General features: G+C 66.7%; 14 protein-coding genes and 1 tRNA gene. 10 read left to right on the plus strand and 5 right to left on the minus strand.

The features are described 5' to 3' along the window. Positions 1 to 16: 16 nt before the first annotated feature. From yidC to rpmH, 3 genes are read right to left on the minus strand one after another with little or no spacing between them, the layout of a single operon-like run. The gene (gene yidC / locus AC6HZP_RS02155) at positions 17 to 1,852 is read right to left on the minus strand and encodes a membrane protein insertase YidC (RefSeq protein WP_497525206.1); all 1,836 of its coding nucleotides are present in this window, start codon (positions 1,850 to 1,852) and stop codon (positions 17 to 19) included. Continuing rightward, a complete protein-coding gene (gene rnpA / locus AC6HZP_RS02160; protein WP_244669732.1) occupies positions 1,849 to 2,283 on the minus strand; it encodes a ribonuclease P protein component in 435 nt (144 codons plus the stop codon). Before rnpA ends, yidC begins: the two co-directional genes overlap by 4 nt. 41 nt (positions 2,284 to 2,324) lie before the next feature. Continuing rightward, positions 2,325 to 2,459 (minus strand): 50S ribosomal protein L34, encoded by a 135-nt coding sequence (gene rpmH, locus AC6HZP_RS02165; RefSeq protein WP_201401895.1) that lies wholly within the window; start codon positions 2,457 to 2,459, stop codon positions 2,325 to 2,327. 278 nt (positions 2,460 to 2,737) lie between these two features. Between rpmH and AC6HZP_RS02170 the strand changes: the two genes are divergently transcribed. After that, positions 2,738 to 4,258, plus strand: a complete 1,521-nt coding sequence (locus AC6HZP_RS02170; protein ID WP_201401896.1) for a sensor histidine kinase — start codon at positions 2,738 to 2,740, stop codon at positions 4,256 to 4,258. A 141-nt stretch (positions 4,259 to 4,399) separates the two neighbouring features. Then, a tRNA-Arg gene (locus AC6HZP_RS02175) sits at positions 4,400 to 4,476 on the plus strand. 83 nt (positions 4,477 to 4,559) lie between these two features. On the opposite strand, the gene AC6HZP_RS02180 is transcribed toward AC6HZP_RS02175, so the two are convergent. Then, complete coding sequence (locus AC6HZP_RS02180; protein ID WP_497525207.1) at positions 4,560 to 5,468, minus strand: LysR family transcriptional regulator; 909 nt, start codon at positions 5,466 to 5,468, stop codon at positions 4,560 to 4,562. 157 nt (positions 5,469 to 5,625) lie between these two features. Here AC6HZP_RS02180 and AC6HZP_RS02185 point away from each other — a divergent pair, with 157 nt between their 5' ends. The 8 genes from AC6HZP_RS02185 (at position 5,626) to AC6HZP_RS02220 (ending at position 14,377) form a co-directional block, all read left to right on the plus strand. Further along, positions 5,626 to 6,462, plus strand: coding sequence for an MBL fold metallo-hydrolase (locus AC6HZP_RS02185; protein ID WP_497525208.1), 837 nt, complete (start codon positions 5,626 to 5,628; stop codon positions 6,460 to 6,462). Continuing rightward, a complete protein-coding gene (locus AC6HZP_RS02190; RefSeq protein WP_497525209.1) occupies positions 6,459 to 7,409 on the plus strand; it encodes a carbohydrate ABC transporter permease in 951 nt (316 codons plus the stop codon). Before AC6HZP_RS02185 ends, AC6HZP_RS02190 begins: the two co-directional genes overlap by 4 nt. Continuing rightward, on the plus strand, positions 7,406 to 8,251 hold the full coding sequence (locus AC6HZP_RS02195; RefSeq protein WP_497525210.1) for a carbohydrate ABC transporter permease: 846 nt from the start codon (positions 7,406 to 7,408) through the stop codon (positions 8,249 to 8,251). The genes AC6HZP_RS02190 and AC6HZP_RS02195 overlap by 4 nt, the downstream gene beginning before the upstream one ends. 25 nt (positions 8,252 to 8,276) lie before the next feature. After that, on the plus strand, positions 8,277 to 9,554 hold the full coding sequence (locus AC6HZP_RS02200) for an extracellular solute-binding protein (RefSeq protein ID WP_497525211.1): 1,278 nt from the start codon (positions 8,277 to 8,279) through the stop codon (positions 9,552 to 9,554). A gap of 10 nt (positions 9,555 to 9,564) precedes the next feature. Beyond that, positions 9,565 to 10,692, plus strand: a complete 1,128-nt coding sequence (locus AC6HZP_RS02205) for an ABC transporter ATP-binding protein (RefSeq protein ID WP_497525212.1) — start codon at positions 9,565 to 9,567, stop codon at positions 10,690 to 10,692. Then, entirely contained in the window at positions 10,689 to 11,342 is a 654-nt protein-coding gene (locus tag AC6HZP_RS02210; RefSeq protein ID WP_497525213.1) for an HAD family hydrolase, read from the plus strand. The genes AC6HZP_RS02205 and AC6HZP_RS02210 overlap by 4 nt, the downstream gene beginning before the upstream one ends. A 26-nt stretch (positions 11,343 to 11,368) precedes the next feature. After that, on the plus strand, positions 11,369 to 12,034 hold the full coding sequence (locus AC6HZP_RS02215; protein WP_497525214.1) for an HD domain-containing protein: 666 nt from the start codon (positions 11,369 to 11,371) through the stop codon (positions 12,032 to 12,034). A gap of 75 nt (positions 12,035 to 12,109) precedes the next feature. Further along, on the plus strand, positions 12,110 to 14,377 hold the full coding sequence (locus tag AC6HZP_RS02220; protein WP_497525215.1) for a glycosyl hydrolase 2 galactose-binding domain-containing protein: 2,268 nt from the start codon (positions 12,110 to 12,112) through the stop codon (positions 14,375 to 14,377). On the opposite strand, the gene AC6HZP_RS02225 is transcribed toward AC6HZP_RS02220, so the two are convergent. After that, positions 14,374 to 14,796 carry an Rrf2 family transcriptional regulator gene (locus AC6HZP_RS02225; protein WP_497525216.1) on the minus strand — a complete coding sequence of 141 codons (423 nt, stop codon included), beginning with the start codon at positions 14,794 to 14,796 and terminating at the stop codon, positions 14,374 to 14,376. The two genes, AC6HZP_RS02220 and AC6HZP_RS02225, sit on opposite strands and share 4 nt — an antisense overlap. Positions 14,797 to 14,884: the final 88 nt, after the last annotated feature.

Here is a 14,884-nt window from a genome sequence, read left to right on the forward strand (position 1 = left end):
CGCCTTTTTACGAGCCTCAGCTCTTTGCCTTGGTGGGTTCGGACGGCTTGGCGGCGTCCTTCGGCTTCTTCTTGAAGCTGGACATGATGTTGCCGAGCAGGTTCACGTCGACGCCCTGGCGCCGCATGATCACCCACTGCTGGGCGATCGACAGCGTGTTGTTCCAGGCCCAGTAGATCACCAGGCCGGCCGGGAACGTGCCGAGCATGAAGGTGAAGATGACGGGCATCCAGTTGAAGATCACCTGCTGCGCCGGATCGGCCGGGGCCGGGTTCAAGCGCATCTGCACCCACATCGTCACGCCCATGATCAGCGGCCAGATGCCGATCATCAGCATGTGCGGCGGCGTCCAGGGGATCAGGCCGAACAGGTTGAAGAGCGAGGTCGGATCGGGCGCCGAGAGGTCCTGGATCCAGCCGAAGAACGGCGCGTGGCGCATCTCGATGGTGACGAAGATGACCTTGTAGAGCGAGAAGAAGACGGGGATCTGGATCAGCACGGGCCAGCAGCCGGCTAGCGGATTGATCTTTTCCTTCTTGTAGAGCGCCATCAGCTCCTGCTGCTGCTTCACCTTGTCGTCGGCGAAGCGCTCGCGCAGGGCGGCCATTTCGGGCTGCACCTTCTTCATCGCGCTCATCGACTTGTACGACTTGTTGGCGAGCGGGAAGAACACGGCCTTGACGATGACCGTCACGAGCAGGATCGCCACGCCGAAATTGCCGAACAGCTTGAAGAAGAAGTCGAGCAGGTAGAACAGCGGCTTGGTGAAGAAGTAGAACATGCCCCAGTCGATCAGCAGGTCGAACCGGTCGATCTTGAGGTTGTTCTGGTAGTTCTGGATGACGTTGACCTGCTTGGCGCCGGCGAACATCAACGCTTCGGCGGTGGCGGTGCCGCCGGCGGGAACGGTGATGGCCGTGCTCTTGAAGTCGGTCTGGTAGAGCGGCGTGGCGCCGTCGACGAAGGTGAACGAGGCGTCGAAGGTCTTGCCGGTGCGCGGCACGACGGCGGCGGCCCAGTACTTGTCGGTGATGCCGAGCCAGCCGGTGGTGATGCCCTCGAAGTGCTGCGTGCCGTCCTTGCGCAGCGCCTTGTAGGTGAATTCCTGCAGGCCCTTGTCGCCGAGAACGCCGAGCGGTCCTTCATGCAGGATGTAGTAGCCGGCGACATGCGGTTCGCCGAGGCGCGTGACGCGGCCATAGGGCGACAGCGTCACGGCGGCGCCGGTCGCGTTGGCGACGTCGTCCTTGACCGTGAACATGAACTCGCGATCGACCGAGATGGTGCGCGTGAAGGTCAGGCCGGCGCCATTGTCCCAGGTCAGCACGACCGGCGTCTCGACCGTCAGCTTGGCGCCGGCGGGAGCCGTCCACAGCGTGTCCGGGCCGGGCACGGCGGTGCCGGCGGGGGCGACCCAGCCGAATTCGCCGAAATAGCCGTCCGGCGCATTGGAGGGCGACAGCAGGATGATGGTCGGGCTGTTGGGATTGACCGTCTCGCGGAAGCCGTCGAGATGCAGGTCGTCGAGCCGGCCGCCCTTCAGGTTGATCGAGCCCGTGACCGAGGGCGTGTCGATGGCGACGCGCGGCGAGGTGAGCAGGGCTTCGGCGCGGGTCAGCAGCGTACCGGGCGCGGCCACGGCCGGCGTGCCGGGCGCGCCAGGCGTGGCGGTCGCGCCGGGGGCTGCGGCATTGGCGGCGGCCGAGGCGTCATGACCGGCCTGCTGCTGCTGTTGTGTCAGCGCGGCCTGGTGGGTCTGTTCCAGCTTCGGCCCAGCGACGAAATACTGCCATCCGAAGACCACCGCCACGGACAGGACGACGGCTAGGATCAGATTGCGGTTGTCGGTCATCGTTCACGTCTTTCGGGTGAGGTCGCTTGGCCCGGCGGCCGGGCTTGTTCCTTGCCGCGCTCGTGCGGTCGCGGCGCGGACTTCGGGCGCTTCAGCGCGTCGAAGCCCGAGATAAGGTCTGACACGAGAAGATCGAAGGGCTGCGACAGAGCAGCGCGGCGGCCGATCAGGACATAGTCCGTGCCGGCGACGGCATGCTGGCCCGCGGCGCGGATCGCTTCGCGCAGTCGGCGCCGGATCCGGTTGCGCTCGGGCGAGTTGCCCATCTTCTTCGTGACGGTATAGCCGATGCGCGCCACGCAGTCCGGCGCATCGGCGGCCGGATCGCGTTTCTGCAAGACAAAACCGCGCCGGGAGGCGCGAGCCCCTCCGGCGACGGCGAGAAATTCGGCGCGTTTCTTGAGACGATCCATGGTCTTCATCCGATCCATGGGAAGCCTTTCCGGGCGCCGGCCGGCTATCCCTCCGCCAATCAGGCAGTGAGCTTCTTGCGGCCCTGGGCGCGACGGGCTGCGATGACCTTGCGGCCGCCGACAGTCGCCATACGGGAACGGAAGCCGTGGCGGCGGGCGCGAACGAGCTTGCTAGGTTGATAGGTGCGCTTCATGCGTCGTCACCGCGCGGGGCGGCCCCTCGAATTCAATGTTTATCGTTCGGATGAGCGAGCCGTCCCGGCGATAAAATCCTCATGTCCATGGCCGGAACCAAGGCATGACGGGAAGCGTGCTCTCGTGAGCCCGGCTTATACGGACTAGGTCCACCCAAGTCAACGCGAGTCCGCCACGTCGCGCGAACGGCATTGCGCGCCCCGGCCGGCCGTGGTTTGACGCAGCGGGGCGGGTCGGCGCATCATGGCCCCTGTCATCGGCCGTGAGGGAGCGCCGATTGAACGACAGCAATGTGACGAGCCTCAGTGCAAAGCGTGGTCGATCCGGCGTCATCGAGCAAGCCGCCGTGCCGGATGTCGCGCCCGCGCGCCCGGGTCGTCACGCCTTCGGACTTTCGCTCAAGCTCATCCTTCTGACGGCGATCTTCGTCATGGTGAGCGAAGTGGCGGTGTTTGTCCCGTCAATTTCCGGCTACCGCGTCAGCTTCCTGGAGGAGCGCCTCGCCACCGCCGAGGCGGCGAGCGTGCTGCTCGGCTCCTCGGCGTGGAGCGATGTGCCGCGCGGCGTCCAGGACGACCTTCTGGCTTCCGTGGGCGCGACGGCGATCGTGCTGCGGACCGGCGACGTCACCCGCCTGCTCGCGGCGGTCGAGATGCCGCCGACCGTCGACGAGGTCGCCGATCTGCGCCGCACCGACATGTTCGGATCCGCCGCCGCCGCGCTCTCGACGCTGGTTGCCGGCGAGCCCAGAACCTTGCGCGTCATCGGGCCGGTGAAGAATGGCCGAAGCCTCGAGCTGGTCATCAGCGACCGGCCGCTCCGCGCGGCGATGGTGCACTTCGCGACGAACACGATGATCATCTCCGCCTTGATCTCGATCCTGACGGCCTTCTTCATCTACATCAGCCTGCAATACATGCTGATCCGGCCGATGCGGCGCCTGGCCCAGGCCATGGTGCGCTATTCGGAGGATCCGGAGGACAAGGCGCGGATCATCGAGCCGAGCGGCCGCTCGGACGAGATCGGCATCGCCGAGGACAAGCTCGCGGCCATGCAGATGCATCTGACCGAGACGCTGGCGCAGAAGCGCCATCTGGCGGATCTCGGGCTCGCGGTGTCGAAGGTCAATCACGACCTGCGCAACCTTCTCGCCTCCGTCCAGCTCTTTTCCGATCGCATCGCGGCCTTGCCGGATCCGGCGGTGCAGCGCTTCGCGCCGAAGCTGATCGCCACCATCGGTCGCGCCATCGACTATTGCCAGACGACGCTGGCCTATGGGCGCGCCCGCGAGCGCGATCCGCAGCGGCGCCTCATCGCGCTGACGCGCATTGCGCATGATGTCGCAGAGGTGCTCGGCCTCGACCAGCACCCGACCATCCGCTTCGAGAGCCGGATCGAGCCGGGCTTCGAGGTCGACGCCGATCCGGACCAGCTGTTCCGGGTGATTCTCAATCTCTGCCGCAACGCCGTGCAGGCGATGGACGGCGAGACCGAGGCCGCCGTTGTGCGCCGGCTGTGGATCGAGGCGATCCGGCAGGGATCGGTGGTCACGATCCGGATCTGCGACACCGGGCCCGGCGTCTCGCCCAAGGCGCGCGAGCACCTTTTCCAGGCGTTTCAGGGCGGCGTTCGCTCGGGCGGAACGGGGCTCGGCCTCGCGATTGCCTCCGAGATTATCCGCGCCCATGGCGGCACCATCCTGCTGGTCGACCACGACGGTCCGGGCGCCGCGTTCGAGATCGCGGTTCCCGACCGGCCGATCGCCTTCGATCTCGCGGCGCGCGCCAGGGTCGGCTAGGCGAAAGAAACGATGTCCACAGGGACCTCGAAATCGACGCTTGCAATCGGAAGAACGAGGCTGTAGCAATCCCCTCGTCGACGGCCTCAGCGGCCGGCGCGGCTCCCCGGGGTGTTGCTCCGAGGCAGTCGAAATCGGCAGGCGCCCGTAGCTCAGCTGGATAGAGCACCAGACTACGAATCTGGGGGTCAGGAGTTCGAATCTCTTCGGGCGCGCCATTTTCCCAAACAAAAACAACATAATGCGGCCGAAGCCGCTTGGCGTCTGCCTAGCGAGATCGCGCTTGGCCGCGACCTGGACCCTATCCCGATCGCGCGCATTCCGTGGCGACGCGCTGGAAATTGCGCAGATAGGGATTCCGGTTTTCCGGCGACCAGAAGAGCGCGAGCGCATGCGTGCAGAGCTCGGGCTTCGTCGGTTTCAGGACGAGGTCCTCGGGAATGGGAACCGTGCCTTCCGACAGCAGGCAGGCGCCGAGGCCGGCCGACGTCAATCCCATCTGCGACTGAACCGTGCTGACATCGGTGCGCACCAGGCGGGGATCAAATCCGAACGACTTCAGCGATGCCAGCTGGTTGTCATAGTGCGAGCGATGATACTCGCGCGGGATCAGCACGAAATCGAGCTGGCGGAGATCGTCCGCGGTCAGATAGGGGCGCGCGGCCAGCGCGTCCTGCTTCTGCAGGCACACCAGCAGCGGCGCTTCCCAAATCGTCTGCGAGGCCATCGTTTCGTCGAGCCGCGTCGGCGTCGGCAGCGACAGGAAGCCGATGTCGATCTCGCCTTCGTTCAGCATCAGGCTCATTTCCTCCGCCGGCAATTCGGCGAGATAGGTGACGACGCCCGAATTGCTCTCGCGAAAGGCACGCAGGATGTCGCTGACGATGGGGTAGGACATGTAGCCGGGAATGCCGACGCGTAGCGTCGCCGTCTGCCGCTCGCCCGACAGCATGTCGATCGTGTCGCCGAGCAGGGTCAGTATCTTGCGGCTGCGCTCCAGCATCAGCCTGCCGTCGTCGGTCAACTTCAGCAGCCGCGGACCGCGCTCGACGAGCTCCACGCCGAGAATCTCCTCCATCTGCGCAATCTGCTGGCTCAGCGTCGGCTGGCTGATGGCGAGCGCGGTGGCGGCGCGGCTGAAACTGCCGTGCCGATGCAGTTCCTGCAGATAGAGGAAGTGCCGCAGCGTCAGCCGTCGCATCTTCCGCATGGCCGACAAGCTAAAAGTCGCATTGGCCATCTCGGATCCCGTCCAGGTTGCCGTTTCTATAGATGATGTCTATAGTTCTATCAGCAATATAATGAACCCGTCACGTTCATTATAAGAAACGGCAATATAAGCTCCCTCGTGAAACATCGAGGGCGCCATGTTCAATCGCTTGTCCATTCTCGGCTCGTCGGGCGGGTTTCCCGTGCTCGGCCTGCCCTGTTCGGGGTACCGGCTGCGGGCCGGCGGACGCGATATCCTGATCGATTGCGGCCCCGGCGTCGCCACCGCCTTGTTCGCCGAGCAGGAAACCTGCCCGCTCGACGCGGTGCTGATTTCCCACATGCATCCCGATCACGTGCTCGACCTCATGCCGCTCGCCTATGCACTGATGACGGAGTGGGCAACGGCAGGGCGTGCCACTCCCTTGCCGCTGCGTGTCCCCGAGGGTGGACGCGCCTTCCTCGAACGCTTTTCCGATCTCTTCGGCCATCGCCATTGGCGCTTCGGGCCGGCCGAGCGTGGCGCGGGCTATGCGCGGCTCCGCGAACGCGGCATGCAGGGCGAGGACTGGTTTTTCACGGTCTTCGACGTCCAGGAATTCCGCCCCGGCGACGGCTGGCGCGAGGGGGAGGGGCTGACGGTATCGACCGCGGCGGCCGACCACGCGATCCCGACGGCCGCCTTCCGCTTCGATTTCGACGGCGGCGCGATCGCCTATACCGGCGACACGCGCTGGAAGCCGGAGCTTGCCGATCTCGCCGCGGGCTCCCGGCTCCTTCTGGCCGACGCGCATCTTTCGGGCCCGAGCGCGCCCGGCGGCGCCCATATGACGCCGGCCGAGGCGGCGCGGCTGGCCGAGGCGGCGAACGTCGACGCGCTCGTCCTCTGTCATCTCGGCTCGCCTACCGACGGCGACAGCGCCCTTGCCGAGGCGCGCGCCGTCTTCGGCGGCCGGGTCCATCTGGCGGTCCGCGAGCGCGAGTATCGTCTATGAGCAACGCCGTCCTGGACGATCATCCCCATCGCGCGCAGGCGGTGCTGACGCCTCTGCCGCCATTTGCCCGCCCGTCCATCGGCCATCGCGCGGCGCCTTACGCGCTGGTCGGTCCGCTGATGCTCTTCCTCGCGGTCTTCACGCTGCTGCCGTCGGTGCTGACGCTGGTGCTTTCCTTCTTCAACATCGACATCCTGGCCGGGACCTACCGCTTCATCGGCCTGTCGAACTTCCGCAAGGCGATCAGCCACGGCGAGCTTCTCAACAGTATCAAGGTCACCTTCCTCTATATCCTTCTCACCGTGCCGCCTTCGATGGTGTTCGGCCTCCTGGCAGCGCTTGCCATCCATGCGCTGAAGCGAGGCGCCGGCTTCTGGCGCGCCGTCTACTTCCTGCCGGTCGCCGCCACGCTGGTCGCCATGTCGATCGTCTGGCGCTGGATGTTCCTCGCCAACAAGGGCGTCGTCGATCTGGCGCTCGAGCGCTGGACCGGGCTTTCCGACTGGCTGAACAGCCCGGCCTTGGCGCTGCCGGCAGTGGCGATCGTCGGCAACTGGCAGCAGATCGGCTTCGTCGCCATCCTCTACCTCGCCGGCCTCGCCAGCGTTCCGAAGCACGTGCTCGAAGCCGCCCGCGTCGACGGCGCCGGCGCCTGGAGCCGCTTCTGGCACGTCACCTGGCCGTCGCTCGGGCCGACGACGGTCTTCGCCGGCATCATCTCCAGCATCGGCGCGCTGCGCGTGTTCGACACGATCGCCACCATGACGGCCGGCGGCCCGTCGCAACGCACCGAAACGCTCGCCTATCTCATGTGGCAACGCGGCATCTACTTTTTCGACATCGGTGGCGGCGCCGTCGTCGCCCTCGTCCTCCTGGCGCTGGCGCTCGTCGCCACGGCCATCCAGCGCCGCATGACGGCAAGGCTCGAAAGAGCGGGATCTCGATGATGCGGAACGCCTCCAACCGCCGTCCCGCTGCCGGCCAGATCGCGCTGCATGGCGCGCTCGCCCTCGGCGCCGTCTTCATGCTCCTGCCGTTCTGGCTGATGCTGCGCACCTCGTTCACGGCGCCGGACGACATCTTCTCCGGCGGCATGCTGGCGCTGTCGCATCCGACGCTCGAGAACTACCTGCGCGTCTTTCAGGACGTGCCGGTGCTGCGCTACTACCTGAACGGCATCGTCGTCGTCGTCACCATTTTCCTCGGCCAGCTCGTGGTCTGCGTGCCGGCGGCCTACGCCCTGTCGCGGCTGCATTTCGCCGGCCGTTCGGCGAGCCTGTGGCTGGTGCTCGGCGCCATGATGGTGCCCTACCAGGTCACCGCCATCCCGGTTTACGTGATCCTGTCCGGCCTCGGCCTCATCAACGGCCTCGGCGCGTTGATCCTGCCTTTCGTCGGCTCGGCCTTCAGCGTCTTCCTGCTGCGGCAGTTCTTCCTGACGATCCCGGCCTCCGTCTTCGAATCGGCGCGGCTGGACGGCGCCTCGCCACTACGGGTGCTGACCTCGATCGTGCTGCCGATGGCCCGGCCGGCGATCACCACCTTCGGCATCTTCAGCTTCGTCTCGCACTGGAACGACTATTTCTGGCCGTCCTTCGTGCTGCGCACCGATGCCGCAGCCACCGTGCCCTTCGGCATCGTGCGCTTCCTCGACCAGGAGCTCGGCTCGGAATACGGGCCGCAGATGGCGGCGGCGACGCTGACCGTTCTGCCGCTGCTGATCGGTTTCCTGCTTGCCCAACGACAGTTCATCAACGGCATGGCCATGAATTCCGGCCAGGTCGACTGACAATGACAACCCTTTGGAGAGTCACATGAAAAGTTCCGTTTCGAACCTTTCTGCGCTGCTGTCGGCCCTGCTGTGCGCCACCGTCGCCTCGACGCTTTCGCAGCCCGTCCGTGCCGCCGAGCCGATCCGCATCGTGTCGGGCCAGGAAAAGCAGAACGGCGACGTGCTGAAGACGATCTTCGGCGAGTTCAACGCGCAGAACCCGAACGCCCCGGTCAATCTGGAGCTGGACAACAAGTCGGACGTCGACACCACCCAGAAGGTGCTGGCCGACATCGTCGCCGGCAGCGCCCCGGACGCCGTGCGCGTCACCGGCGCGGTGCTGCGCGCCTATGTCGACTCCGGCCGCGCCCAGCCGCTCGATTCTTGCCTCGCCTCCCGGCCGGAACTCGCCGCCGAGCTCGACAAGAACCTGCTGGAAGGCTTCAAGGTCGGCGGCAAGCTCTCGGCCATGCCCTGGTACACCACGCTGCCGGCGCTCTTCATCAATGCCGACGCCTTCCGCGCCGCCGGCCTCGATCCCTCCAGGCCGCCGCAGACATGGTCGGAGCTGGAGGCGGCCGCGGCCAAGCTCACCAGCAAGGACGCCCATAAATACGGCGTGCTGATGTATATGCCGAACACCTATGTCTACGAGGCGCAGGTCAAGTCGGCCGGCGGCCAGATCGTCGGCGCCGACGGCAAATCGGCCGTCGCCGGCCCGGAAAGCGTCGCGGTCATGGCCTTCGAACGCGGTCTGGTGGAAAAGGGCTACATGCCGGCGATCGCTCCCGGCGCCTTCTGGGGCCAGTTTGGCGCCATGTTCCAGTCCGGCAACGTGGCGATGCTGCTGGTCGCCTCTTCCGCCTATCCGCAACTGACCAAGAATGCCAAGTTCGACGTTGAGCTCGCGCCGATGCCGGTGCGTGACGGCGGCACGCGCATCACCGCCGCTTCCAGCAACGGCTTTGTCATGCTGGCGACCGATCCGGACCGTCAGATGGCCACCTGCAAGGCGCTGCTGTCGCTGGTGACGCCCGAAGCCGTCGCCCTGACCGTGAAGGCGACCGCCTCCTCGCCGCACAACACGGCCGCCGCGACCAACCCGGCGCTCCTCGGCGACTACTACAAGGCCCACCCCTCGCTGCTGTCGATCAACGCCCAGCCGAGCGCGCCCTGGTACTCGGTGCCGGGCAAGGCCAATTCCGAGTTCCAGTCGAACTTCGGCGACATCCAGTACGAGATCCTGACCGGCGTCGCCACGCCGCAGGAAGGACTTGCCAGGCTCGCAGACAGCATGAACGCCCTCCTCGAAGCCAATTGAGGGCGGTTCGGTGAACATCCAAGCGAACATCGCCTCCGCGCCGCCGGCCGCCGCTCTCGCACCGCCGCGGGTCGTCGTCGACAGGGTCTTGAAGACGCATCCGGGCGCGACGCGCCCGGTGCTGAACAACCTCAGCATCGAATGCCCTGCCGGCAAGGTGACGATCATCGTCGGCCCGTCGGGCTGCGGCAAGACCACGCTGCTGCGCAGCCTCTGCGGCCTGGAGACGATCGACAGCGGCGCGATCCGCTTCGACCAGACCGAGGTCACGCATGTCGACGCCCAGAGGCGCGGCGTCGCCATGGTGTTCCAGAACTACGCCCTCTATCCGGCCAAGACGGTGGCGGAGAACATCGCCTTCCCCTTGCGTATGGCCGGTGTCGACGCCGCCGAACGAGCCAGGCGGGTGAAGGCGGCGGCGAGCCTCGTCCGGATCGAGGCGCTGCTGGAGCGCATGCCGGCGCAGCTTTCCGGCGGCCAGCGCCAGCGCGTCGGCATCGCCCGGGCGATCGTGCGCGGTCCGCGCGTGCTCCTGATGGACGAGCCGCTATCCAACCTGGACACGAAGCTGCGCACGGAAATGCGCATCGAGCTGGCGACGCTGCAACGCCAGCTCGGCGCGACCACCGTCTACGTCACCCATGACCAGTCGGAAGCGCTGGCGCTCGCCGATCATCTGGTCGTGCTGCGCGAAGGCGTGGTAGAGCAGTGCGGCGCGCCGGAAGCCATCTTCCGCCGGCCGGCGACGGCCTTCGTCGCCGATTTCCTCGGCTCGATGAACATCGTTTCCGGCACGCAGCAGGCGGAGCGCTTCGTTCCGATTGAGGGCGGCGAGATGGCGTTGCCGGCTACCGTCGGGAGCGTCGCCGAAGGGCCGTTCTCGGTCGGCTTCCGTGCCGAAGAGGTCCGCCTCGGCACGCCGGATGCGGCAAGCCTCTGCTTTTCCGCGAGGGTCGTCCGCTCAGAACTGCTCGGCACTGACAGCCTCGTGCACCTGTCGCTCGGCGCCGCGAGCCTGAAGGCGAGGCTCGCCGAGACGCTCAAGGCGGGCGACGTCGTGCCGCTGAAAGTCGCGGCGCGCCACCTTCACCTTTTCGACACCGGCGGCCGCCGGATTTCGGCCGGAGACATCGCATGACGCACTACACCCACGCCATCTGGGACTGGAATGGCACGCTCCTCGACGATTTCGAGATCACCGCCCGCATCACCATCGACGCGATGGCGGATCTCGGCGTTCCCGGCATCACGCCGGAGCAGGTGCGCCACGAATACCGCCGGCCGCTCAAGGCGTATTTCTCCAGCCTCCTCGGCCGAGAGGCGGACGCGGCGGCGCTCGCCCATCTCGGCGGGCGCTACGACATCATCTATGGCGAGCGCATGCACGCCCAGCCGCTCGCCACCGACGCGATCGACGCGCTGGACGCCATCGGCCAGGCTGCGACGCAATCGCTGCTGTCGATGGCGCCGCATGCGCAGATCGACGCGCTGATCGACCATCACGACCTGCGCGGCCATTTCGTGCTGGTTCAGGGCTTCGCCGGCACCGGCCATCCGACCAAGCACGAAAGCCTGCTTTCCCATTGCGCGGCACTCGACCTGCCGGTGGAGGGCTGCTGCCTGATCGGCGACACGGTGGACGATTTCGAGGCGGCGTCCGCCGCCGGCATGGGCGCCATCCTGGTCGCCACCGGCATGCAGTCGCGCGCCAAGCTCGAGGCGACCGGCGCACCCGTCACCGGCACGCTGCGCGAGGCCGCCTCCCTGTTCATCGGCCGGCCGCTGTGAGCAGCCCGAAAGACGAGACGACGAACATGCACAACGCCACTGAGGTCGATTGCCTGACCGCGGCGCTCGAGTTTGAATTCGCGGGCTTTGCCGGCGCCGACGCCAGCCACGACGTCCATCATGCGCGCCGGGTGAAGCAGGCCGCGCTCGAGATCGCCGACATCGAGGACGGGGCCGCGGATCGCCGGATCCTGGTCGCGGCCGCCTATCTGCACGACATGGTCAACCCGCCGAAGGATTCGCCCGACCGCGCCAAGGCTTCGGCGCTGTCGGCGGAGGCGGCCGGGCCGGTGCTGGCCCGCCTCGGCTTTGACGACGCCGAAATCGCCGCCGCCCGGCACGTCATCGTCGCGCACAGTTTCTCGGCCAACATCACACCGGAAACACTGGAGGCGCGCATCCTCCAGGACGCTGACCGGCTCGATGCTCTCGGCGCGATCGGCATTGCCAGAACCTTCTATATCGCCGGCCAGCTGTCGTGCTCGCTCTTCGACGGCGACGATCCCTTCGCCGTCTCCCGGCCGCTCGACGACCGCCGCAACGCGCTCGACCACTTCAAGGTCAAGCTTCTCGGCCTTGCCGACCGCATGACCACGGCCGGCGGGCGGCGCCTGGCCGAAGCCCGCGTCGCGGTGATGCAGGATTTCCTGAAGGCGCTCGGGACCGAGCTCGGCCATCCGTCGCCCTGGTAGCCCGCCTCCGGGCGAGGCGCGGCCGGCCACCCGATCCAAAGATCCAGAAACAAAACAAGCAGGGAGCAGCCTTCGTTGGACAACAGCCAGACGCCGATCGAAACGGCCATCATCGACAGCAGCGCGCCGTGGGTCGTCGACCTGTCCGGCCTTTGGCATTTCCGCCCGGATCCAAAGGCTCTCGGCGAGCATTATCGGGAGCAATTGCACTATTCGCACGCCGATGACGCTCGCTGGATGGAGCCGGAGAATCCGATCGACCGCTGGTCGACCCTCCGCGCGCCGGGCGGCTGGGCCGCGCAAGGGCATGCCGGCCTGACGATCGGCTGGTATCGCCGCAGCTTTTCCCTTCCGCCGCGCCAGGCCGCCTCGCGCTATCGCCTCGATTTCGAAGGGGTCGACTACAACGCCGACGTCTGGCTGAACGGTCGCTATCTCGGCTCGCACGAGGGCTATCTCGGACGCTTCGGCTTCGATATCGGCGAATGGCTGGACGAGGGCGAGAACGTGCTGGTCGTGCGGGTCGAGGCGCCCGACGACGTGCTCGGCGAGGAGAGCGAATTCGGCCAGCTGAAGACCCTCTTCAAGGGCGCGCTCGGCCGCTGGGACATGAACGACCCCGAATCGAAGCCGGCCGGCATCTGGGGCAAGGTGACGGTTCGCCATACCGGCGGCGCGCGGATCGAGGCCGTCCGCATCACGGGCGAGCCGCTCCGCCTGCCGCCGCGCGGGCAGCCGGACGCCAGGGTTCCGGTGCAGGGCGTCGTCGAGGTTGCGCTGACCCATGCCGGCGAAGCAACGCAGCCGACGCGGTTGCGCTGGTCACTCGCCGCGGCCGGAGGCGGCGCCGTCGTCGCCAGCGGCGAGACCGCGCTCGTTCTGATCGCCGGCGAGCGCCGGGTCAGCCTGGATTTCAGGATCGAGGCGGCCGGCCTCTGGTGGACGTGGGATCTCGGCCCGCAAAATCTCTATGAGCTCAGCGTCGTTCTGGAGCGGGAGGGCGGCGTCTCCGACGAGGCGCGGCTGACCACCGGCTTTCGCAGGCTGGAGCTTGGCGAGGGGTGGGATCTCCGGCTGAACGGCGTCTCCTTCTTCCAGCGCGGCGCCAACTATCTGTCCGACCTCGATCTTTCCTCCATGACGGCGGCTCGATACGAGCGGGACGCCGAGCTTTTCCGTCAGGCAAACCTGAACACCGTTCATCCCTTCTGCCTGATGGAGAGGGACGAGTTCTACCAGGCCTGTGACCGGAGCGGGTTGCTCGTCTACCAGGACTTCCCGATCTGGACGACCGGCGGCATCACGAGCGATTTCGCGCGCGCCTCGGTGCGCCAGTTCGACGAGATGCTCGACCGTCTCCAGGCCAATCCCTCGGTGGCGATCTGGAATTTCGGATCGCAACCGAGCGTCGCCAATTTCGAAAAGCACTGTTCGGCGCTGGTCGAGCGCGCCCGCGCCCGCGATCCGCAGCGCATCGCCCATTACGGCAACGCGGCGATCTCCTACGATCCGGCCGACCGGGTCCATCCGGTCGAATCCTTCTTCTGGTCGGAAGAGCAGGCGAAGCGGCTGGAGGCGAAATATGGCTGGCGGCGCGACTGCCATATGTATCCGGGCTGGTATTTCGGTGCGATCGAGGACATCGCCAAGGCGCCGGAAAGCCACTTCGGCCTCGTTTCCGAATTCGGCGGCCAGGCGCTGCCGGGAGCCGACGATCTCGCCGCATTCCTCGACCTGTCGGCGGACGCCATCGACTGGCCGGCGCTGGCGCGACGTTGCGCCCAGCCGGCGCTGATGCGCCGGAATTTCGGCGACATCGAGGGCCTGCGCGAACTGATCGAGCGCAGCCAGGACCATCAGGCCCGGCTCCTGAAGCACCACATCGAATTCATTCGCTCCAGGAAGGGCGATCCCTGCCGCGGCCTGCATGTCTTCGCCTTCAATGATTGCTGGCCGGCCGTCACCTGGTCGATCGTCGGCTATTCGCGCACGCCGAAGAAGGCCTATTTTGAGGTCCGGCAGTCGATGGCCCCGGTGCAGGCTTTCTGGAACGGCTGGACCGCCGAGCGCCCCGCCGGCCAGCCCGTGCTCCTCGACTTCTCGCTCGTCAATGACGGCGCGGAGCCGCTGCACGACGGAAGACTCGAAATCATCATCGAGGCGCCGGACGGCTCGCGATCCTCGACTGTGGAGACCATCGAAACGCTCGGCACGGAGGCGGCCGCCAAATACCAGTTGGAATGCCTTCTGCCCGAGGTCGGCGGGGAATGCGTCCTGACCACGCGGCTGAATTTCGCACGCGGGGAGACGGTGACGAACCGCTATGTCTTCGGCGTCATCTAGCCGGGGGCAGGACTGAACTCGCGGGCGATATCGGCCAGCGAGATCTTCCCGAACTCCTCGGCGAGAAGGGCCTCCGCCTTTTCCATCGCGCCTGTGAGCCTCGCATTGACCGCGCGCTCGACGGGGCAGGAAGGATGGTCCGAGGAGGGGCTCATCGTGAAGACCGGGGCGTCGGTGATGGCGCGCAGGATATCGAGCACGGTCACGTGCTCGGGATCCCGCACCAGCCGCCAGCCGCCGCCCGGTCCGCCCTCCGACGACACGATGCCCTGCTGCTTGAGCTTGGCCATCGTCCGGCGCACCACTACGGGGTTGGTGTTCAGCATCAGGGCGATTGTTTCCGACGTCTCGGTCCCGCCCAGCAGCTGCATGTGAACGAGAACGTGGAGCATCCGGGGCAGGCGGCTGTCGCTCGGCAAGGCGAAGTCCTCGGGATCTGACCGTAACTTTCTGTGTTACGGATTATTGACGCGATCGAATGCGTAACTTATACAGTTTCGCATTCGA

This window comes from Kaistia sp. SLG-1 (assembly GCF_059699055.1).